Annotated in this window: 16 protein-coding genes; 14 read left to right on the forward strand and 2 right to left on the reverse strand. The window is 69.1% G+C overall.

Features of this window, described 5'->3' with window-relative positions; all coding sequences use genetic code 11:
- Nucleotides 1–340 precede the first annotated feature (340 nt).
- From AC1Q6V_RS27845 to AC1Q6V_RS27905, 13 genes are all read left to right on the forward strand, one after another.
- Complete coding sequence (locus tag AC1Q6V_RS27845) at nucleotides 341–1,366, forward strand: D-2-hydroxyacid dehydrogenase family protein (RefSeq protein WP_010811338.1); 1,026 nt, start codon at nucleotides 341–343, stop codon at nucleotides 1,364–1,366.
- Between the two features lie 227 nt (nucleotides 1,367–1,593).
- Complete coding sequence (locus AC1Q6V_RS27850) at nucleotides 1,594–2,766, forward strand: MFS transporter (protein WP_454750861.1); 1,173 nt, start codon at nucleotides 1,594–1,596, stop codon at nucleotides 2,764–2,766.
- Nucleotides 2,767–2,931: 165 nt separating this feature from the next.
- Complete coding sequence (locus AC1Q6V_RS27855) at nucleotides 2,932–3,570, forward strand: MOSC domain-containing protein (RefSeq protein ID WP_011616272.1); 639 nt, start codon at nucleotides 2,932–2,934, stop codon at nucleotides 3,568–3,570.
- A 260-nt stretch (nucleotides 3,571–3,830) separates the two neighbouring features.
- Nucleotides 3,831–5,069, forward strand: a complete 1,239-nt coding sequence (locus tag AC1Q6V_RS27860) for an efflux RND transporter periplasmic adaptor subunit (protein ID WP_010811341.1) — start codon at nucleotides 3,831–3,833, stop codon at nucleotides 5,067–5,069.
- Between the two features lie 3 nt (nucleotides 5,070–5,072).
- The gene (locus tag AC1Q6V_RS27865) at nucleotides 5,073–8,270 is read left to right on the forward strand and encodes an efflux RND transporter permease subunit (RefSeq protein WP_011616273.1); all 3,198 of its coding nucleotides are present in this window, start codon (nucleotides 5,073–5,075) and stop codon (nucleotides 8,268–8,270) included.
- 321 nt (nucleotides 8,271–8,591) lie between these two features.
- A complete protein-coding gene (locus tag AC1Q6V_RS27870; protein WP_454750862.1) occupies nucleotides 8,592–9,428 on the forward strand; it encodes a ChaN family lipoprotein in 837 nt (278 codons plus the stop codon).
- A 326-nt stretch (nucleotides 9,429–9,754) separates the two neighbouring features.
- Nucleotides 9,755–10,723, forward strand: a complete 969-nt coding sequence (locus tag AC1Q6V_RS27875) for a Bug family tripartite tricarboxylate transporter substrate binding protein (protein WP_454750863.1) — start codon at nucleotides 9,755–9,757, stop codon at nucleotides 10,721–10,723.
- Between the two features lie 230 nt (nucleotides 10,724–10,953).
- Entirely contained in the window at nucleotides 10,954–11,427 is a 474-nt protein-coding gene (locus tag AC1Q6V_RS27880; protein WP_454750864.1) for a tripartite tricarboxylate transporter TctB family protein, read from the forward strand.
- A gap of 32 nt (nucleotides 11,428–11,459) precedes the next feature.
- The gene (locus AC1Q6V_RS27885; protein WP_010811346.1) at nucleotides 11,460–12,974 is read left to right on the forward strand and encodes a tripartite tricarboxylate transporter permease; all 1,515 of its coding nucleotides are present in this window, start codon (nucleotides 11,460–11,462) and stop codon (nucleotides 12,972–12,974) included.
- 124 nt (nucleotides 12,975–13,098) lie between these two features.
- Nucleotides 13,099–14,157 (forward strand): AbrB family transcriptional regulator, encoded by a 1,059-nt coding sequence (locus AC1Q6V_RS27890; RefSeq protein ID WP_454750865.1) that lies wholly within the window; start codon nucleotides 13,099–13,101, stop codon nucleotides 14,155–14,157.
- Between the two features lie 50 nt (nucleotides 14,158–14,207).
- A complete protein-coding gene (locus AC1Q6V_RS27895) occupies nucleotides 14,208–14,630 on the forward strand; it encodes a PaaI family thioesterase (protein WP_011616275.1) in 423 nt (140 codons plus the stop codon).
- A gap of 22 nt (nucleotides 14,631–14,652) precedes the next feature.
- The gene (locus AC1Q6V_RS27900; protein WP_058697426.1) at nucleotides 14,653–15,549 is read left to right on the forward strand and encodes a patatin-like phospholipase family protein; all 897 of its coding nucleotides are present in this window, start codon (nucleotides 14,653–14,655) and stop codon (nucleotides 15,547–15,549) included.
- A gap of 67 nt (nucleotides 15,550–15,616) precedes the next feature.
- Nucleotides 15,617–17,086 carry a dihydrolipoyl dehydrogenase family protein gene (locus AC1Q6V_RS27905; RefSeq protein WP_041687579.1) on the forward strand — a complete coding sequence of 490 codons (1,470 nt, stop codon included), beginning with the start codon at nucleotides 15,617–15,619 and terminating at the stop codon, nucleotides 17,084–17,086.
- A 3-nt stretch (nucleotides 17,087–17,089) separates the two neighbouring features.
- On the opposite strand, the gene AC1Q6V_RS27910 is transcribed toward AC1Q6V_RS27905, so the two are convergent.
- Together AC1Q6V_RS27910 and AC1Q6V_RS27915 are read right to left on the reverse strand one after the other, a co-directional pair.
- Nucleotides 17,090–18,544: a sensor histidine kinase gene (locus tag AC1Q6V_RS27910; RefSeq protein ID WP_011616278.1), complete on the reverse strand. Its 1,455-nt coding sequence runs from the start codon at nucleotides 18,542–18,544 to the stop codon at nucleotides 17,090–17,092.
- Between the two features lie 2 nt (nucleotides 18,545–18,546).
- Nucleotides 18,547–19,221: a response regulator gene (locus AC1Q6V_RS27915; protein ID WP_010811352.1), complete on the reverse strand. Its 675-nt coding sequence runs from the start codon at nucleotides 19,219–19,221 to the stop codon at nucleotides 18,547–18,549.
- 296 nt (nucleotides 19,222–19,517) lie between these two features.
- Between AC1Q6V_RS27915 and AC1Q6V_RS27920 the strand changes: the two genes are divergently transcribed.
- Complete coding sequence (locus tag AC1Q6V_RS27920) at nucleotides 19,518–20,612, forward strand: ABC transporter substrate-binding protein (RefSeq protein ID WP_454750887.1); 1,095 nt, start codon at nucleotides 19,518–19,520, stop codon at nucleotides 20,610–20,612.
- Nucleotides 20,613–20,625: the final 13 nt, after the last annotated feature.

Consider the following 20,625-nt stretch of genomic DNA (forward strand, 5'->3'; position numbering starts at 1 on the left):
TTACAACTCCGCGGCGGCCCCGTTTATGCAAAAGGTCGCGGCGGTCCCTGCGGCTGCGCTACAGTTGCGCTTCGCGCGCGCAGGGGTGGCTGTGCGGGCTGGCCGGACTTTGCCCGGGTGCGATCGCGTGGCGGGAGCAATGCTCGACCGACAATCCGCAGCGGCACCGGAACGGGCAAGGATACCACTGGCGCACCCCCCTGTTTTTTGCTATGCAACAATCGCCGCCACCGGCCGGCGCGGGTTTTTCGATATTTCTCAACAATACTGTTGGCCGGCGCGCTGCTCGGTGGCCGCGCGCACCAACCGGCACAAGACCGTTAGATAACCAGAGTTGCCGATGAAGATTGCCGTACTCGACGATTACCAGGATGCCGTGCGCAAGCTGCCTTGCTTCAGCTTGCTGGAGGGGCACGACGTCAAGGTGTTCAACAACACCGTCAAGGGCGTGGGCCAGCTGGCCGCACGCCTGTCAGACGTCGAAGCCGTGGTTCTGATCCGCGAACGCACACGCATCACCCGGCAACTGCTGGAAAAACTGCCCAAACTGAAGCTGATCAGCCAGACCGGCAAGGTCGGCGCCGGCCCCGGCAGCCATATCGACCTGGATGCCGCCACCGACCGTGGCGTGGCTGTGCTCGAGGGCGTGGGTTCGCCAGTTGCGCCGGCGGAGCTGACCTGGGCGCTGATCATGGCGGCGCAGCGACGCATTCCCCAATACGTCGCCAGCCTGAAGCATGGCGCCTGGCAGCAATCGGGGCTGAAATCGACGACGATGCCGCCCAATTTCGGCCTTGGGCAGGTGCTGCGCGGCCAGACGCTGGGGATCTGGGGCTACGGCAAGATCGGCCGGCTGCTGGCTGGCTACGGCCGCGCCTTTGGCATGAAGGTGCTGGTCTGGGGCCGCGAGGCGTCGCTCGAAGGCGCCCGTGCCGACGGGCTGGGCGTGGCCGAATCTAAGGAGCAGTTGTTTGCCGACAGCGATGTGCTGTCGATGCACCTGCGCCTGAATGACGACACCCGCGGCATCGTCAAGATGACTGACCTGACCCGGATGAAGCCCACGGCGCTGTTCGTCAACACCAGCCGTGCCGAACTGCTGGAAGAGAACGCGCTGGTCACCGCGCTGAACCGGGGCCGCCCGGGCATGGCGGCCATCGACGTGTTCGAGTCCGAGCCGATCCTGCAGGGCCACGCGCTGCTGCGCATGGAAAACTGCATCTGCACGCCGCACCTGGGCTATGTTGAGCGCGACAGCTACGAGCTGTACTTCCGCACCGCGTTCCAGAACATCCTGGACGTGCTGGCCGGCAACCATGACTGCATCGTCAACCCGAAGGCGCTGGCGCCGGTGCTGACGCGCTGAGTCACCAGCGGCCGGATTGCCTCCGGACGGCCCGCCCCCGACACCCCTGTTCCGCCATGCGGGACAGGGGTGTTTCACATCTGGCCGGGCATTTCCTCCGGGAAACGCGAATTCCACGAAACCGCTACACTCGGGACTTCCCTTACCGCCCGGCCTGCCACGGCCTGCGGCAGCCCAGACAACAACAAGGCGCCCCCCTGCGCCAATCCACAATTCCCAAGGCCGGCATGGACCCCAGGCTAGTGACGCTCTGCGTCGGCAACTTCGTCATTGGCACCGGTGCGATGATCGTTACCGGCATGTTGAACGACATTGCCGGCGATTTCGGGCTGGGCGCGGCCAGCGCCGGGCAGCTGATCTCGGTGTTTGCGCTGGCCACCTGCATCGGCGCCCCGCTGTTTGCCACGCTGGGCTCGCGCATCGACCGCCGGCTGCTGCTGGCCGGGTCGCTGCTGGTCTATGGGGTGATGCACCTGGCCGCCGCGTTTGCGCCCAGCTTTGCGGCGCTGATGGCGATCCGCTTCCTGACCGCGATCGGCGCGGCCATCTATACGCCCCAGACCGCCGCCACGCTGCCGCTGCTGGTCAACGCACAGACGCGCGGGCGTGCCATCAGCTTTGTGTTTCTTGGCTGGAGCATTGCCAGCGTGGCGGGCGTGCCGCTGGGCACGTGGATTTCCAGCACGCTGGGCTGGCGCGTCAGCATGGCGCTGGTCGGGGCCCTGGCGCTGCTGGTGTCGGCGGCGGTCTGGCGCGCGCTGCCGCGCGGGCTGAAGGTGCCGCCGGCCGGGCGCGAGGCCTGGGGCGCGGTGCTGCGCCACAAGCCGATCATGCTGGTGGTGCTGACCACCATGATCTCGTCGGCGGGCATGTTCACCGTGTTCACCTATATCGCGCCGCTGATGCGCGACGTTTACGGCATCAGCGGTGGCGCGCTCAGCCTGATGTTCCTGGCCTACGGCGCCTGCGGCGTGTTCGGCAATGCCATGGCGGCGTCGCGCATGGACCGGGTCACGCCCAGCCGGATCGTGCAGGTCACGCTGCTGACCTCGATCACGGCCATGGTGCTGTGGCCGCTGGCCGGGTTGGGCAGCGTTGCGCTGGTGTTGCTGTTCATGCTGTGGGGCGCGGGCGGGTTTGCCACCAACAGCGCGCAGCAGGCGCGGCTGGTGCTGCTGGCGCCGGAGCGTGCATCGGTGTCGATCTCGCTCAATTCCTCGTCGATCTACCTGGGCCAGGCCGCCGGCGCCATGGCCGGGGCTGCCATCTACACACTGGCCGGCGCCGATACGCTGCACTGGGGCGCGGCGGCGCTGATGCTGGTGGCGCTGGCGGTATCGCAACGCGCCCGGGCGCTGGGCTGCCAGTGGCAGCGGCCGCAGGCGGCGCAGCAGGTGTGATGCAAGGCTGAAACCAGAGGCGGCTCCCCGCCGCCGGCTTCCTTGTGAGGGACCGCACCAAGCACTTGTCCACAGTGTTATCCGCCCCGTTATCCTCAGGCATATCCGCAGCTTATCCACAACCCTTTCCACAGCCGGAAGGGTAACCACGAAGCGGGGGCGCACGTGAGCGAATCCAGACCTCGGCCGGGCCTTGCGCGCGTGCTGGCGGTAAGCCTGGGCAAGGCCATCCCGCTGGTGGTCGCGGGGGCTGGCACCGAGGCGGTGGTGCTGTCGGGCATTCGCAAGCACCCTGTCAGTACCCTGCTGCACCCGTTGCGGGTACAGGTGCAGCCGCTGGGCCTGGCCGGCGACGAACAGGGTGACCTGACCGTGCACGGCGGCCTGGACAAGGCGGTCTACGCCTATCCCTTCGAGCACTACCCGTGGTGGAACGCGCGCCGCCGCGCGTGCGGGCAGCCTGAGTCAGGCCCGCCGTTGCCGTTTGGCGCCATCGGCGAGAACCTGACCCTGGAGGGGCTGCTTGAATCCCAACTCTGGATCGGCGACCTCGTGCGCGTGGGCACGGCCCTGCTGCGGGTGGAGTCGCCGCGCAAGCCCTGCTACAAGTTCAATGCCGCGCTGGGCTACCGCCACGCGGTGCGCGACATGATCCAGAGCGGCTACTCCGGGGTCTACCTCAGCGTGGTGCTGAAGGGAGAAGTGCGCGCCGGCGATGTCGTGGTTGTGCAGGCCGGGCCACGCGAACTGTCGGTCGACAGCGTCAATCAGTGGCGCCGCGATGGCCGGCGGCAGCTTTTCTGATAATGTTTGTCTAACCATACAAGCGCCCCGCTAAACACATCTCCGGCCTCCCCTGTGGCCCGGACGGCGTTTGCCGGTGCCGGGCATTACCAGACCCTTGCAACCCTGTAACGGACTGTAATACGCGGCGCTGGCTCCGGCGGGCGAAGCGCGGTACTAGTAGAGTCTTTGCGCGACGCGCACCGGCAACATCTGGGCACAACCAGCCGGGCGATTACGGGGAGTGGCGCGAAGACGCGGTGCAGAGGGTCCACACAAATATGAAATCTGACAGGATCGACCAGCCCAAGGGCTTCGTCGACAGCAACTGGAGGGCGGCCACCGGAACCGGGCGCGGCCGCGTATCGCCGTGGGCGGTGGTGGCCGTGGTGCTGGTCATTGCCGGCCTGGGCTGGTTTGCCTGGCGTACCTGGTTTGCGCCCAAGCCCGCGCCCAAGGCGCCGGCCGCCGTGGTGGTGTCCACCGCGCGCGTGCAGCAGGGCGACGTGCCGCTGCAGGTCACGGCCAACGGCAATGTCACCGCGCTGTCCACGGTCGAGGTGCGCCCGCAGGTGTCCAGCACCGTGCGCACCGTCCATATCAAGGAAGGCCAGACCGTCAGGCCGGGCGACCTGCTGTTCTCGCTCGATACCCGCATGGACGAGGCCAACCTGGCCAAGGCTCAGGCCCAGTTGCTGCGCGACCAGGCCGACCTGGCCGATGCCCGGCGCACGCTCGCGCGCAGCCAGGAGCTGCTGCAGCGCAACTTCATCTCCAGGAGCGCGGTCGACACCGCCCAGGCCAAGGTGGATGGCTTTGCCGCCACCGTGCGCGCCGACCAGGCCGCGATCGAAGCCAGCCGCGTGGCGGTCAGCTACGGCGCCATCCGCGCCACCATCAGCGGCCGCACCGGCGTGATCAACGCCTTCCCGGGTTCGCTGGTGCTGCCCAACAGCACGCAGCCGATGGTCATCATCGCCCAGGTGCAGCCGATTGCCGTCACCTTCAGCCTGCCCGAGCGGCAGCTGGGCGCGCTGCGCGAGGCGCTGCACGCCGGCCCGGTGCAGGTCACCGCGCTGCCCAACGACGGCAGCAAGACCCCGGTGACCGGCAGGATCACCTTTGTGGATAACACCGTCGATCCGCAGTACGGCACCATCCGCGTCAAGGCGCAGTTCGACAATGAGGAGCAGCGGCTGTGGCCGGGCACCTATGCCAACGTCAACGCCGTGGTGCAGACCCTGAAGGGCGCGCTGTCGGTGCCGCCGCAGGCGGTGGTGACCGGCCCCGAAGGCCGCTTTGTCTATGTGGTCCAGCCCGACAGCAAGGTGGCGCGCGTGCCGGTGCAGGTGGTGACCACCACTGCCGCCGCCGCCGTGGTCGAGGGGGTGCAACCCGGCGCCCGCGTAGTCGTGGAAGGCATGCAGAACCTGCGCCCCGGCGCGCTGGTGCGCGAGGCCCCGGCCGCCGGTGCCTCGGCCGCCGCCGCCCGTCCGGCCCCTGCCACCGCGGGGCACTGAGCCATGACGCTGTCTGAACTCTGCATCCGCCGTCCGGTGATGACGGTGCTGCTGTGCCTGGCGGTGGTGGTCGCCGGCATCGTGCTGTATCCGACCATCCCGATCGCGGCGCTGCCCAGCTTCAACTCGCCGGTGATCCAGGTCACCGCCACGCTGCCCGGCGCCAGCCCGGAGACCATGGCGGCGTCGGTGGCCACGCAACTGGAGAAGCAGTTCGCGACCATCCCCGGCGTGACGGTGATCAGCTCGCAGAACACGCTCGGCAACTCCAGCATCACCATCGAATTCAACAACGACCGCAATATCGACGACGCGGCCGTCGACGTGCAGGCGGCACTGTTCCGCGCCCAGCGTTCGCTGCCGATCGAGATGACGGTGCCGCCGTCGTACCGCAAGGTCAACCCGGCCGACGCGCCGGTGCTGCTGCTGGCGATCAACTCGCCGGCGATGAGCCTGGCCGACCTCAATGCCTTTGGCGACAACCTGATCTCGCCCACGCTGGCCACGCTGCCGGGGGTGGCGCAGGTGCAGATCTTCGGGCAGAAGCGCTTTGCCGTGCGCGTGCGCGCCCACCCCGATGCGCTCGCCGCGCGCGGCCTGACGCTGGACGAGCTGGCCACGGCGCTCAATCGCGCCAACGCCAACACGCCGGTGGGCACGCTCGACAGCGCGCGCCAGACCCTGACCATCCAGGCCAACCGGCAGCTGACCAGCGCCGACGCCTTCCGCAACATCATCGTCGCCAGCCAGCCCAGCGGCGCGCTGGTGCGGCTCTCTGACGTGGCCGAGGTCGAGGACAGCGTCGAGACCATCAAGACCGGCAGCTGGCTCAACAACGAGCGCTCGATTGTGCTGGCCGTGCTGCGCCAGCCCGACGCCAACACCGTGGCAGTGGTCGATGCGATCAACGCCGCCCTGCCCCGCCTGATCCAGCAGATGCCGGGCTCGGTCAATGTGTCGGTGGTCAACGACCGCTCGCGCTCGATCCGCGAATCGATCCACGACGTGCAGTTCACGCTGGCGCTGACGGTGGCGCTGGTGGTGATGGTGATCTTCCTGTTCCTGCGCCGCGCCGCCGCCACGCTGATCCCCACGGTGTCGCTGCCGATCTCGCTGATCGGCACGGTGGCGCTGATGAAGGCCTTCGGCTACAGCCTGGACAACGTCTCGCTGCTGGCCATCACCCTGGCGGTGGGCCTGGTGGTGGACGACGCCATCGTCATGCTCGAGAACATCGTGCGCCATATCGAGGAAGGCGTGGCGCCGCTGAAGGCCGCGCTGGTGGGTTCGCGCGAGATGGGCTTCACCATCCTGTCGATCTCGATCTCGCTGGTGGCGGTGTTTATCCCGATCTTCTTCATGCCGGGCGTGATCGGGCTGTTGTTCCATGAATTTGCCGCGGTGGTGTCGCTGGCGATCCTGGTATCGGCGCTGGTGTCGCTGACGCTGATCCCGATGCTGTGCGCGCGCTTCCTGTCGGCCGAGAACGTGCCGGTGGATGAATCGCACCATGCCTACGGCGACCACGCGTCGGCGCAGCCCGACATCGTGCAGAAGCAGACCTTCGGCATGCGCTCCACGCAGTGGTTCGAGAACCTGTTCGAGTTCACGCTGCACCGCTATGCGCGCGGGCTGGACTGGTGCCTGGCGCACCGCCGCACCGTGCTGGCGGTCGCGGGCCTGACCTTCGTGCTGACCGCGGTGCTGTTCGTCACCATTCCCAAGGGCTTCTTCCCCGAAGAGGACATCGGCCAGATCCGCGTCAACGCCGAAGGCCCGCAGGACATCTCCTTCGACGCCATGGCGGAACGCCTGCGCGACGCCGCCGAGCGCATGCGCGCCAACCCCGCGGTCAAGAGCATCGTGGTCGCCATCGGCGGCGGCCCGTCGCCCGCCATCAACACCGGGCGCATGTTTGTCGAACTGAAGCCGCGCGGCGAGCGCGAAGCGATGCCGAAGGTGATCGAGTCGCTGCGGCGCGATGTTGCCGGTGTGCCGGGCCTGGCGGTGTACTTTGCGCCGGTGCAGAACCTGCAGCTGGGCGGGCGCCAGAGCAAGAGCCGCTACCAGTACACATTGCAGAGCGTGAAGGCCGGCCAGCTGCAGGACTCGTCCGACCAGCTGATGGCAAAGATGCGCGCCGATCCGATCTTCCGCGACGTCACCAGCGATTCGCAGCAGTCCGGGCTGGAGGCGCACCTGTCGATCGACCGCGACAAGGCCAATGCGCTGGGTGTGCAGATGCAGGACGTGCGCACCGCGCTGTACTCGGCCTTCGGCGAGCGGCAGGTGTCGACCATCTATACGCCGATCGACAACTACTACGTGATCCTGCAGGCGGCCGATGTCGACCGCACCGACGAGAGCGCGTTCTCCAAGCTCTATGTGCGCAGCAAGACCGGCCAGATGGTGCCGGTCTCAGCCTTCGCCACCACCGAGCGCCGGGTCGGGCCGATCTCCGTCAACCACCAGGGGCAGCTGCCTTCGGTGACGGTGTCGTTCAACCTGGCGCCGGGCGCGGCGCTGGGCGATGCTTCGGCACGCATCGACCGCTACCGGCAGGAGATCGCCATGCCCAGCTCGATCTTCACCAGCTGGGGCGGCGACGCGGCGGTATTCCAGTCGTCGCAGGCCACGCAGATCGTGCTGCTGGTGGCGGCCATCGCGGTGATCTACACGCTGCTGGGCGTGCTGTATGAAAGCTATATTCATCCGCTGACGATCCTGGCGGGTTTGCCTTCGGCGGCGGTGGGCGCGTTGCTGACGCTGTTCATCTTCAATGTCGAGCTGTCGCTGATTGCCGTGATCGGCGTGCTGATGCTGATCGGCATCGTCAAGAAGAACGCGATCATGATGATCGACTTCGCGCTGGCCGCGCAGCGCGAACAAGGGATGACGCCGGCGAAGGCGATCCGGCAGGCGTGCCTGCTGCGCTTCCGGCCGATCATGATGACGACCTTCGCCGCGGTGATGGGTGCGCTGCCGCTGGCGCTCGGCTTAGGCGCCGGTGCCGAGTTGCGCCAGCCGCTGGGCCTGGCCGTGGTCGGCGGCCTGCTGTTCTCGCAGGTGATCACGCTGTTTATCACGCCGGTGATCTACCTCGCGCTGGACCGGTTCTCCGGGACGGGGCCGTTGCAGATTGATTCTGAAGGCACCAAGCTGCCGGACAAGGCTCCGGGCGAGACCGTGCACCAGCGCTGAGGCACCGGCAGACAAGAGGAGGCCGCAGCATTGCTGCGGGCTCTTTGCTTTCGAGGTGCTGGCCAGGGTCGGACATCAGCGACATGTAGTGGCTGCGCGCGCCATCCGCCTGAAAGCGGGCGCGGCTACGTGCTGGTGACGTGGGCGCGCCGGCACAAGGTTGCGAACACCGATGCGCTCGACGTTGCCGCGCACCGCCTGCTGGAACGCCCGCGCATCGTCACGGAATGATGACGTGACCATCACACCAACCCGGGCAACAAGCGGGAGCGCAGGCCGCCAACCCCGCCACTACAACGAGATAGGGAAAGGAACTGCGTGATGTCATTCCGTTTGCGCATTGCCGGCATGCTGGCCGCCGCTGTCGCAGTGCTGGCGACCGGCTGTGCCGCCACCGGCCCGGCACCCGAGGCGGTCAGCGCCGCCTTCGCCGGCAAGTCCTACGTGCTGCTGGGCGAGGTCCACGACAACGCTGCCGCGCAGCAGCAGCGCCTGGCCGCGCTGACGCGCGCCGTCGAGCAAGGCTGGCGCCCGGCCATCGCCATGGAACAGTTCGACCGCGAGCGCCAGCCCGATATCGAGCGCGCCCGCCGCGAGCGCCCGCGCGATGCCGACTACCTGATCGCCCAGGCCGGCGGCGGTGCCTGGCAATGGCCGCTGTACCGGCCGGTGGTGGCGCTGGCGCTGCAGTACGACCTGCCGCTGGTGGCGGCCAACCTGTCGCGCGCCGACGCCGGCAAGATCGTGCGCGCCGGACTGGACAGCCTGTTCCCGGCCGGCGAGCGCCAGCAGCTGGGTCTGTCCGGTGCGCTCCCCGGCGACCTCGTGGCCGCGCAGACGGCGGTGCTGGACCGGGGCCACTGCGGCAATTTCCCCAAGGCCATGCTGCCCGGGATGCTGGCGGCGCAGGCCGCGCGCGATGCGGTGATGGCGCAGACGCTGCGCCCCTACGCGCAGCGCGGCGCGGTGCTGATCGCCGGCAACGGCCACGTGCGGCGCGACATCGGCGTGCCGCGCTGGCTGGGGGCGGGCGTGGGGCAGGTGGTCAGCGTGGGGTATGTGGAAAACCCGCCTGCCGACGGCGAGTTCGACATGGCCGTGGTGGTGCCGGCGGTGGCGCGCAAGGACCCGTGCCTGCAGGCGAAGCCGGCGGGTTGAGGGGCCTGCGCCCGCGCTGCAATCCGCCATCCACGTAAACCCCGACCCTTTCTGCCCCCGATTGACAGCCTTTTGACAGTTTCCCCCGCCTAGAATCCGCCCCATGACCGGTAATTCCGGTCTGACGTTCACCAAAAGTCCAAGAACAGTCCCGGCCACGCCCCGCCGCGCCGGACAGGAGACAAGCACCGGCACTGCGCCTTTCGCGCAGTCCGCCAGGCTGTCTTCCCGTCCCCCGCAACGCAGTGGCAGCCGGAACGCCCGGGTCGGATCGCGGCTGCCAGCAGGCTGGCATGGCGCATCCCCGGTAACACCAGGAGACCGCTATGCGCCGTACCTATTCCCGCCTGGCCCATGCCGTGATGGCATCGGCCGCCGTTGCCGCCACCTTCGCCGCCGCCCCGGCCTTTGCGCTCGATAGCGTCAAGGTCATGATCGGCGCCAACCCCGGCGGCGGCTTTGACCAGACCGGCCGCTCGCTGGGCGCCGCGATGATTGCCGCGGGCCAGGCCAAGACCGCTTCATACGACAACAAGGGCGGCGCCGGCGGCACCATCGCGCTGACCCAGTTCGTCAATACCGACAAGGGCAACGCCAATGCGCTGATGGTGGTGGGCGCGGTGATGGTGGGCGCGATCGAGACCAACAAGCCGCCGGTCACGCTGAAGAACGCCACCCCGATCGCGCGCCTGTTCGCCGACACCATGGTCATCACCGTGCCGGCCAGCTCGCCGATCAAGTCGGTCAAGGACCTGACCACGCAGCTCAAGGCCAACCCGGGCAGCGTCAGCTGGGGCGGCGGCTCCAAGGGTTCGATCGACCACATCCTGGCCGGCCTGATCGCCAAGGAATCGGGCGTCGATCCCAAGAAGATCAACTACGTGCCGTTCCAGGGCGGCGGCGAAGCCTCGGCCTCGATCATGGGCGGCCACGTGACGGTGGGCATCGCCGGCGTGTCGGAATTCCTGCCCTTCATCAAGAGCGGCAAGATGCGCGCGCTGGCGGTGACCTCCAAGGACCGCACCGCCGATATCCCGACGCTCAAGGAGCAAGGCGTGAACGTCGAGATCTATAACTGGCGCGGCGTGTACGGCGCGCCCGGCATCAGCGCCGAGCAGCGCAAGGCCATGATCGACGCCGTGGTCAAGGCCACCGAGAGCCAGGCCTGGAAGGACACGCTGCAGAAGAATGACTGGACCCCGTTCCTGCTGACCGGCGACGAGTTCGGCAAGTTCGTCGACAGCGAATCGGCCCGCCTGGGCGGCTCGCTGCGTGAACTGGGCGTGGCCAAGTAAGAACTGCCGGCAGCACCCAAACCGGCAGTACCGCATCAACCTGCTTTACCTGTCGTGCCTGCCAATCCCGCCGGTGAACCCGGCGGCAGGAAAACGGCGCAGGGCCCGGTGTCCACCTGCGATACCAGACAAATAATCATATGTCGCCGGGCCCTGCCGCCGCGCGGGCAGCACCTGCCAGCGTCGCGGACGCCAGCACCCATGCTGGCGACAAAGGCCAAGGAGTCTCCATGAAACCCTCGCACCTCGCCATCGGCATTGCCGTGCTGGCGCTCTCGCTGTTTTTCTTCCTCGGGCTGTCCGGCATTTCCGGCGACGAGGGCTACGCCGGCCTGTCGCCGCGCTTCGTGCCCACGCTGGTGGCCGTCGGCCTGGCCGTGTGCGGCGCGCTGCTGACCTGGCAGGGCGTGCGCGGCGGTTTCCGCAATATGCCGGAAGAAGATGCCGAGCTGCCCAACGCGCCGCACAACTTCGGCGGCTTCCTGTGGGTGGCCGCGGGCCTGGTGTTGAACATGGTGCTGATCGGCACGCTTGGCTTCGTGATCGCTTCCACGCTGCTGATGGTGTGCGTGGCGCGTGGCTACGGCAGCCGCCGCATCGTGCGCGACGCGCTGATGGGCCTGTGCATCACGGTGCCGATGTGGGCGCTGTTTGAGTTCCTGCTCGGCATCAACCTGCCGCTGCTGCCCATCGCCGGCTTCTGAGCCCGCCCGCCCGTCCAGCAAGGAGTCTTCGAATGGATACCCTGAACCAGCTGATGCACGGCTTTGCCGTGGCCATCACGCCGATCAACCTGATGTGGGCCCTGGTGGGCTGCTTCCTTGGCACCGCCATCGGCGTGCTGCCGGGCATCGGCCCCGCGCTGACGGTGGCGATGCTGCTGCCGCTGACCGCCAAGGTGGAACCGACCGCCGCGCTGATCATGTTCGCCGGCATCTACTACGGCGCGATGTACGGCGGCTCGACCACCTCGATCCTGATGAACACGCCGGGCGAGTCTTCCACCATGGTCACAGCCATGGAAGGCAACCTGATGGCCAAGAACGGGCGCGCCGGCCCGGCGCTGGCCACCGCGGCGATCGGCTCCTTCGTGGCGGGCACCATTGCCACGGTGATGCTGTCGATGTTCGCGCCGGTGGCGGCGGACGTGGCGCTGCAGTTCGGCCCGGGCGAGTACTTCATGATCATGCTGCTGGCCTTCACCACGGTCTCGGCCGTGCTGGGCTCGTCGCTGCTGCGCGGCATGACCGCACTGTTCCTGGGCCTGGGCATCGGCCTGATCGGCATGGATTCGCTGTCGGGCCAGACCCGCTATTCGATGAACGTGCAGGAGCTGTACGACGGCATCGACATCGTGGTGGTGGCGGTGGGCCTGTTCGCGGTGGGCGAGGCGCTGTTCAACGCGTTCTTCCCGCAGCCGGCGGGCACCTTCAACAAGCTCAGCTCGGTCCACATGAACAAGTCGGACTGGAAGCGCTCGATCCCGGCGTGGATCCGCGGCACCTTCATCGGCTTCCCGTTCGGGCTGATCCCCGCCGGCGGCGCCGAGATCCCGACCTTCCTGTCGTATGCCACCGAGAAGAAGCTGTCCGACCACAAGGAAGACTTCGGCAAGGTCGGCGCGATCGAAGGCGTGGCCGGCCCCGAAGCGGCCAACAACGCCGCAGTGACCGCGACGCTGGCCCCGCTGCTGACGCTGGGCATCCCCACCTCCAACACCACCGCGATCCTGCTGGCCGCGTTCCAGAACTACAACCTGCAGCCGGGCCCGATGCTGTTCCAGACCTCGGGCGACCTGGTGTGGGGCCTGCTGGCGTCGCTGTATATCGGCAACGTCATGCTGCTGGTGCTGAACCTGCCGGCGATCGGGCTGTGGGTGCGCATGCTGCGCGTGCCCACGCCGCTGCTGTACGGCGGCATCCTGATCTTCGCCGGGCTGGGCGCCTACGGCATCCGCCAGTCGTGGTTCGACCTGCTGCTGCTGTTCGTGGTCGGCCTGCTCGGCATGGTGATGCGCCGCTTCGACTTCCCCACCGCGCCGGTGATCGTGGGCATGATCCTGGGGCCGATGGCCGAGAAGCAGCTGCGCAATGCGCTGTCGATCGGCCAGGGCGACTGGACCCTGTTCCTGCGCCAGCCGATCTCGGCCACCATCCTGGCGCTGACCGTGGCGGTGGTGGTGATCCCGCGCCTGTTGCGCTGGCACGCGACCCGCACCTCGGCGCACGCGCAGGCCGACAACGCGGCCTGATGCGCGCGATCTTGCGGTAAGCTTTGCGAGGCCCGCACGCCAATGGTGTGCGGGCCTCTTGTCTTTCGTCTCTCGTTTTCCAAAACAACAAGGCGCCGGCGCTTCCGTGCCAGGCCGCTGAACCATGCGTCTCTTCCCCAACCCCTGGCTGTCCGCGCTGCCCACGCTGGCGCTCGGGCTGGCCGCCGCCCTGCTCTGCACCGCGCTGCATACCCCGCTGCCGTGGATGATCGGCCCGCTGCTGGCCGTGGCCGCCGCGCGCATGGCCGGGGCCGACCTGCGGGCGCCGTCGCAGGCCCGCAACGCGGGCCAGTGGGTGATTGGCGCGTCGCTCGGGCTCTACTTCACGCCGGACGTGGTGGCGCGGTTGGTGGAATACCTGCCCTACATCATTGCCGGCTCGCTGTTCGCGCTGGTGCTGGGCGCGGGCGGTGCCATCCTGCTGCGGCGGACCACCGGCGTGGCTTTCAAGACCGCGTTCTTCTCCACCGCCATCGGCGGCGCCTCGGAGATGGCCAACCTGGCCGAGCGCAACGGCGCGCGCATCGACCAGGTGGCGGCCGCGCATTCACTGCGGGTGCTGATGGTGGTGGTGACCGTGCCGGCCATCTTCCAGTACGGCGGCATCCACGGGCTCGACCCCTATATCCCCGGCCCGCGCGTGGTCAGCGCCCCGGGGCTGCTGGCGCTGGTCGCGATCACGCTGGGCGTGGCGCTGCTGGTGAAGCGGCTGAACATGCCCAACCCGTTCGTGATCGGCACGCTGCTGGCCGCGGCGGTGCTGACCGCGTCCGGGATCGAGCTGTCGGCCATCCCCACCTGGATGAGCCGTGCCGGCCAACTGCTGATCGGGGTCTCGCTGGGGGTGCGCTTCTCGCGCGAGTTCCTGCATACCGCGCCGCGCTTCCTGTCGGGCGTGGCGCTCTACACCGTGCTGGCGCTGGTGGTATCGGCGCTGGTGGGCTGGGGGCTGTCGGCGCAGTCGGGCGCGCACCCGGCCACGGTGATCCTGGGCACCACGCCGGGCGGCATCGCCGAGATGTGCATCACGGCCAAGGTGCTGGAGGTGGGGGTGCCGCTGGTGACCGCGTTCCACGTGATCCGGATGGCCTTCGTGGTGCTGGCCACCGGCCCCCTGTATCATTGCCTCAAACATCGCGTCGCGCCGGAGGAGACAGAGTAGCGGTCCGTTACAGGACGGCTACGGTGCGGCCAGCCAGAACCAGGAGCGCCATGTCCGAAGCCGCACCGCAATTCAGCCTCAACGATATCGACGCCACGCTGGAGCGCGTGCTGGCGCCATGGGTGCGCCAGCTCGGCCTGCGTGCCGAAGCCGTCGATGCCCAGGGCGTCACGCTGCGCCTGCCGTTCAGCGAATCGTTCCGCCATGCGGGCGGCGTGGTCTGCGGCCAGGTGCTGATGTCCGCCGCCGATACCGCCATGATCGTCGCCGTGGCCAGCGCGCTGGGCGCCTTCCGCCCGATGACCACGGTCACGCTCACCACCAATTTCATGCGCCCGGTGATCGACGGCGACGTGCTGGTGCGCGCCAACGTGCTGCGCCTGGGCAAGACCGTGGTGTTCGGCGAGATCGAGCTGACCGGCACCGACGGCAAGCTGGCGGTGCAGGCCACCACCACCTACGCCCTGCTCTGATCCCCTCGCAACGCCAGCGCCCATGACTTCCGGCCACGCCCATCCCTTCGACCAGGTCGTCTTTGCCGGCGGTGGCAACCGCTGCTGGTGGCAGGCGGGCTGGTGGGACACGGTCGCGCCGGAACTGCAGTTGCGCCCGCGCGTGATCGCCGCGATCTCGGCCGGCGCGGCGACGGCGTGCATGGTCTATGCGCACGACTCGCACCAGACCATGGACTACTACCGCGAGGTCCTGTCCAACAACCGCCGCAATGCCTACTGGGGCAACCTGCTGCGCAATGAGCGCGTGTTCCCGCATTACGGCATCTACCGCACCGCGCTGCTGACGATCTTCGCCGACGGGCGCCTCTCGCACCTGCAGCAGGCGCCGGAGATCCGCATCGGCGTGGCCCATATCCCGCGCTGGAGCGGCCCGCGCCTGGCGGTGGCAGCGGGGCTGCTGGCGTACAACATCGACAAGCATGTGCTCAAGACGCTGCACCCGCGGCTGGGGCGCAAGCTGGGCTTCCGGCCGGAGTTCGTGCGCGCGCAGGACTGCGATTCGCCCGAGCAGCTGGCCGACCTGCTGCTGCAGTCGGCCTCCACGCCGCCGTTTACGCCGGTGCTGCGCCGCGGCGGCCGCCCGGTGCTGGACGGCGGGCTGGTCGACAACGTGCCCGTGGACGCGCTCGATGCCACCCCGGGCAATGTGCTGGTGCTGGTGACAAGGCTGTATCCGCGCCCGCGCCGTTTCGTGCTTGAGCAAGGCGGCCAGCGCCGCCTGTACCTGCAGCCCTCGCAGCGCGTGCCGATCTCGAGCTGGGACTACACCCGGCCCGATGCCATGACTCACGCCTACGAACTGGGCCGCCGCGACGGGGAAACTTTCCTGCGCGAGTGGCCGTCGATCCTGAATACCGAACTGCGGCCCGCTGCCTAGTTTCTTGTTTGCTGGCGCTGGCCTGATTGTTGTCGATGCGGCCCGTGTGCCGCGACAGGAGGCATGGATGACTAAGCGCCAGACAACCCCCGCCGGGGCCAGGGAACCGCGGCGCGCCCGCGAGGTCAGCGCGGCGCCGCCGGTGGAGCAGGTGCCGCGCGTGCGCGACGGCCGCACGCGGCGCAATGACAAGGTGCGCAAGGCAGACCTGGTGGTGATCGGCGGCGGCTCGGGCGGCGTGGCCTGCGCGCGGCGTGCCGCCGCGCACGGCGCACGCGTGATCCTGGTCGAGCGCGATGCCATCGGCGGCACCTGCGTCAACCGCGGCTGCGTGCCCAAGAAGATGCTGTCCTACGGCGCCGGCTGGTCGGCCATCCTGTCGGGCTGCCTGTCGCATACCGGTGGGCGTGAGGACTGGCGCGACGCCATCGTGCGCGTCAATGCCGAGGTTGCGCGGCTGAACGCGGGCTACACCCAGCGCCTGCACGAATCCGGCGTGGAAATCCTGCGCGGCGATGCGCTGGTTACCGGCAAGGACGAAGTGCGCGTCGGCGACGAGACCATTCACGCGCGCCGCATCCTGATCGCCACCGGCGCGCGCCCGCGCGCGCTCGAAGTCCCGGGCGGCGAACTGGCCGCCAGTTCAGACGATGTCTTCACCTGGCAGACCGTGCCGGGTTCGATTGCGGTCATCGGCGGCGGCTACATCGGCGTGGAGCAGGCCTCGATCCTGTCGCGCTACGGCGTCAAGGTAGACCTGATCGTTGCCGGCGACCGGCTGCTGCCCCACTTCGACCACGACATCTCCCGGTCGCTGGCCGAGGCACTGACCGCGCGCGGCGTGCGCCTGCACCTGAACGCCAGGGTGCACCTGCTGAGCCAGGCCAACGGCGCGGTTGAAGTGTGCTACCGCCCCACCGACCGCCCCGGCCAGACCGAGGCTGTGCGCGCGCAGGCCGCGCTGGCGGCGATCGGGCGCATTTCCAACGTGCAGGGCTTCGGGCTGGAGGCGGTTGGCGTGGACTTTGGCGACAAGGGCGGCATCCGCGTGGACCGCCAGTTCCGCAGCAACGTGCGCGGCATCTACGCGCTCGGCGACGCCATCGACGGCCTGCACCTGACCCCGGTGGCCACCGCGCAGGGCCGCTGGCTGGCCGACCGCCTGTACGGCCGGCGCGGCGAACGCGCCGATTTCGACTTCGTGCCGACCGCGGTGTTCTGCGAGCCCGCCATCGGCGCCGTGGGCCTGACCGAGGCCCAGGCGATCGCAGCCGCCGGCAGGCCCGAGCGCATCCGCACCGTGGTCAAGCGCTTTGTCTCGCTGGAAAACCGCTTTGCCGGCAACTCCCACCAGTCGATGTTCAAGCTGGTGCTGAACGCGCGCAGCGGGCGCGTGCTCGGTGCGCACCTGATGGACGACGCCGCGCCCGAGATCGTGCAGACGCTGGCGGTGGCATTGCGGCTGGGCGTGCGCGAATCGCACCTGCAGACCACGGTGCAGTTGCATCCGACGGTGGCGGAGGAGTTATATGGTTAGGGGTTATTCGCCGATGGGCAGCTTCAGCACCGCGCGCACGCCGGTGCCCTGCAAGCCGTCGCCAAGCTCCACCGTGCCGCCAAACCGCGCCGCCATCTCGCGCGAGATGGCCAGCCCCAGCCCGGAGCCCGGCTCCGCATTGCCAACGCGCCGGTAGAAGCGCGCGAAGACCTTTTCGCGCTCTTCGGCCGGAATGCCCGGCCCATCGTCTTCCACCACCAGGCACGCGGTCTGGTCGGCGCGCGTGGCCGACAGCGTGATGCGGCTGCCGCGTGGCGAGTACTGGATCGCGTTGTGGACCAGGTTGGCCAGCGCCTCGCGCAGCAGCGCGGGGTCGGCGCGCACCGGCAGCTTCAGCCCCGGCACCGGCTCCCAGCCGAAGTCCTGCTGCTTGCCGCGCGCCAGCGGCAGGTAGTCCAGCGCCACCTGCTCGGCCACGGTGACGGCGTCGATGATGTCGATGCCATCGGCTTCCTGGGCGGCTTCGCCGTGGTGCTGGCGTACCCGCGCCAGCGCCAGCAGCTGGTTGGTCAGGCGCGCGGCCTGTTCCAGCTGGGTGACGATGCCGCCCACGGCTTCGCCGGCGGCCTGGCGCGCGGTCTCGGGGTCAGGGGCGCGCAGCTGGCGCTGGGCGTATTCGGCCTGGGTCTTCAGGATGGCCAGCGGCGTGCGCAGCTGGTGCGCGGCGTCGGCGATGAACTGGGCCTGCGACTGCGCCATTGCCGCGGAGCGCGACACGTGCAGGTTGACCGCGTCGACCAGCGGGCGCACCTCGGCGGGCACGCGCTCGAACGTTAGCGGTGTCAGGTCATCCGGCGAGCGCGCTTCCACGTCGTCGCGCACGCGCGCCAGCGGGCGCAGCACGTAGGTGACGCCGCCCACCAGGATGCCGGCGCTTAGCAGGATCAGCAGCAGGTCGCGCGCCAGCGCGCTGCGCCAGACCGTGCCGATCAGCGTGGTGCGCGGCTCGGCGGTCTCGGCCACCTGGATGATCACGCGCATGCGCGCGTCCGGGCGGTATACCGGCCGCGCCATCGCGGCGATGCGCACGGACTCGCCCAGGTATTCGGCGTCGTAGAAGCGCGGCTGGTTGTTGACGAGGGTGCCGGCAGGAAGCGGCAGGTCGTCGTAGCCGGTGACGGTCTCGACCTGGCCGGCGCGCTCGGTCGACACGCGGTAGAACACATGGGTCTGCGCCGCCGTCTCGAACATCTCCATGGCGGCATCGGGCAGGGTCAGCTGGACGTTGTCGCCAGCCATGCCGATGGCACTGTCGATGGCGCGGATCGAGCCATAGAGCGAGCGGTCATAAGCCGTGTTGGCGGCGTCGCGCAGGGTGCCGTAGGTGAGCCAGGTGTCGATCGCCATCATCGCCGCCAGCGCCGGCACCAGCAGCAACAGCAGTTGCCGGCGCAGGCTGCCGCGGCGCCAGGACGGGACGCGATGGCGCCGCGCCATCTTCAGCGTCCGGCCTCGGGCTCCAGCAGGTAGCCGAAGCCGCGCAGGGTGACGATGGTGACGCCGTGCCCGGCCAGCTTCTTGCGCAGCCGGTAGACCAGCACCTCGATCGCGTCGGGCGAGACATCGGCGTCGAGCGAGAATACCTTGTCGAGCAGCTGCGCCTTGGTCAGCGGCTGGCCGCTGCGTGCCAGCAGCGCGCCCAGCAGGGTCGATTCGCGCGGGGTCAGCGCCAGCGGGGCGCCGTCCAGCGTGAAGCTGCGGGTCTCGCCGTCGAACACCAGCGTGCCGCACTGCAGGCGCGGATGCGCGCGCCCGCGGCTGCGGCGGATCAGCGCCAGCAGCCGCGCTTCCAGCTCGGCAATGGCAAAGGGCTTGGGCAGGTAGTCGTCGGCGCCCAGGTTCAGGCCGCGCACGCGTTCGTCCAGCGTGTCCTGCGCGGTCAGGATCAGCACCGGGGTGCGGTCGTCGCGCGCGCGCATGGACTTGAGCACGGCCAGCCCGTCCTTGCCGGGCAGGCGCAGGTCGAGCAGCACCGCGTCGTATTCCTCGGCCTGCAGGCGGGCCTCGGCCTGCAGCCCGTCGGCGACATGCTCGATCACAAAGCCGCCCTGCTCCAGCGCGCGGGCGACCCAGCGTGCCAGTTCGATTTCATCCTCCACCAGCAGGATGCGCATGCCGGTCTCCTCCTCTGCCGGTTTGGTCCATGTTTCGGTTGCGGCGGCGGAAATCGTCCGGAGAACAGGGGGCTGCACCGATGGAGCGCGCCCGCCGCGGGCGCCTATAATAACCCCGCCCCGCTGGTCCCGGCGCGTGTTGTCCGTGCGCCCGCTCCCTTCCACAGGCAGTTCTTCCGTTTCCGACCACCGTGCCCACGCGTCCACCCCCGCCGTCCCTGCCGTGCGCTTGCGAGCCGCCTGCCTCGGGGCAGCGCCGCCGCCTGCTGGGCGCATCGCTGCTGGCCGGCGCCACCTTGCCGGCCGCGTGGCCCCTTCATGCCCAGTCTAGGCCCCCGGCGCCGCCGCCGGGGTATCCGTCCGGGTATGACGCCACCATCGCCGGCGCCATGCGCGAAGGCGTGGTCACGGTCTATGCATCGACCGACCTGAAAGTGGCGCAGCCGCTGATCGCCGCGTTCGAGGCGCGCTACCCGGGCATCCGCGTGCACTACCAGGATCTCAACACGATCGAGCTGAACCAGCGCTTCCTGGCTGAGACCGCGGCGCTGGGCGGCAAGCGGCCCGCGCCCGATGCGGCCTTCGCCGACGTGCTGTGGAGCACGGCGATGGACCTGCAGATCAAGCTGGTCAACGACGGCCATGCGCAGCGCTACGCCTCGCCCGAGCGCGCCGGCCTGCCCGGCTGGGCGGTGTGGCGCGACGAGGCCTGGGGCACCACCTTCGAGCCCGCGGTGATCGTCTACAACCGCCACCACCTGGCCGGCATGCGCCCGCCGCGCAGCCGCAGCGGGCTGGCGCGGCTGCTGCAGGAGCACGCGCCGCGCTGGCATGGCAAGGTGGTGACGTATGACGTGGAGCGCTCGGGCGTGGGCTACCTGCTGGCGCAGCAGGACGCGCGCATGGGCAGTGAGTTCTGGTATCTGGCGCAGGCGCTGGGGCGCGCCGGGGTGCAGCTGTCGGCGTCCACCGCCGAGATGATCGAGCGCATCGCCAGCGGCGAGCTGGTGATGGGCTACAACCTGCTGGGTTCGTACGCGCTGTCGCTGATGGAGCGTGGCGCGGCCATCGACGTGATCGCCCCGCGCGACTACACGCTGGTGATGTCGCGAGTAGCCTTTATTGCCCGGCGCGCGCCGCGGCCCAATGCGGCGCGGCTGTGGCTGGACTACCTGCTCTCGCGCGAGGGCCAGGCGCTGCTGGCCAAGTCCACCTCGCAGCTCTACACCATCCGCACCGATACCGACAGCGTGCACACCGCGGCGGCATTGTCGGAGCGGCTGGGCTACGCGCTCAAGCCGATCAGCGTCGGCCCGGGCCTGCTGGCCGCGCAGGACGCGATGCGCAAGCGCGCATTCCTGGCGCGCTGGCGCGAGGCCATGCGCGGATAAGCGCGGATAAGCG

It is taken from the genome of Cupriavidus sp. GW823-FHT07B10 (assembly GCF_058794355.1).

Excerpts from the sequence above, each read along its gene's own strand:
- AC1Q6V_RS27845 (WP_010811338.1), top strand. The coding sequence starts at position 341 with ATGAAGATTGCCGTACTCGACGATTACCAGGATGCCGTGCGCAAGCTG.
- AC1Q6V_RS27850 (WP_454750861.1), top strand. The coding sequence starts at position 1,594 with ATGGACCCCAGGCTAGTGACGCTCTGCGTCGGCAACTTCGTCATTGGC.
- AC1Q6V_RS27860 (WP_010811341.1), top strand. The coding sequence starts at position 3,831 with ATGAAATCTGACAGGATCGACCAGCCCAAGGGCTTCGTCGACAGCAAC.
- AC1Q6V_RS27865 (WP_011616273.1), top strand. The coding sequence starts at position 5,073 with ATGACGCTGTCTGAACTCTGCATCCGCCGTCCGGTGATGACGGTGCTG.
- AC1Q6V_RS27870 (WP_454750862.1), top strand. The coding sequence starts at position 8,592 with ATGTCATTCCGTTTGCGCATTGCCGGCATGCTGGCCGCCGCTGTCGCA.
- AC1Q6V_RS27875 (WP_454750863.1), top strand. The coding sequence starts at position 9,755 with ATGCGCCGTACCTATTCCCGCCTGGCCCATGCCGTGATGGCATCGGCC.
- AC1Q6V_RS27880 (WP_454750864.1), top strand. The coding sequence starts at position 10,954 with ATGAAACCCTCGCACCTCGCCATCGGCATTGCCGTGCTGGCGCTCTCG.
- AC1Q6V_RS27885 (WP_010811346.1), top strand. The coding sequence starts at position 11,460 with ATGGATACCCTGAACCAGCTGATGCACGGCTTTGCCGTGGCCATCACG.
- AC1Q6V_RS27890 (WP_454750865.1), top strand. The coding sequence starts at position 13,099 with ATGCGTCTCTTCCCCAACCCCTGGCTGTCCGCGCTGCCCACGCTGGCG.
- AC1Q6V_RS27895 (WP_011616275.1), top strand. The coding sequence starts at position 14,208 with ATGTCCGAAGCCGCACCGCAATTCAGCCTCAACGATATCGACGCCACG.
- AC1Q6V_RS27900 (WP_058697426.1), top strand. The coding sequence starts at position 14,653 with ATGACTTCCGGCCACGCCCATCCCTTCGACCAGGTCGTCTTTGCCGGC.
- AC1Q6V_RS27905 (WP_041687579.1), top strand. The coding sequence starts at position 15,617 with ATGACTAAGCGCCAGACAACCCCCGCCGGGGCCAGGGAACCGCGGCGC.
- AC1Q6V_RS27910 (WP_011616278.1), bottom strand. The coding sequence starts at position 18,544 with ATGGCGCGGCGCCATCGCGTCCCGTCCTGGCGCCGCGGCAGCCTGCGC.
- AC1Q6V_RS27915 (WP_010811352.1), bottom strand. The coding sequence starts at position 19,221 with ATGCGCATCCTGCTGGTGGAGGATGAAATCGAACTGGCACGCTGGGTC.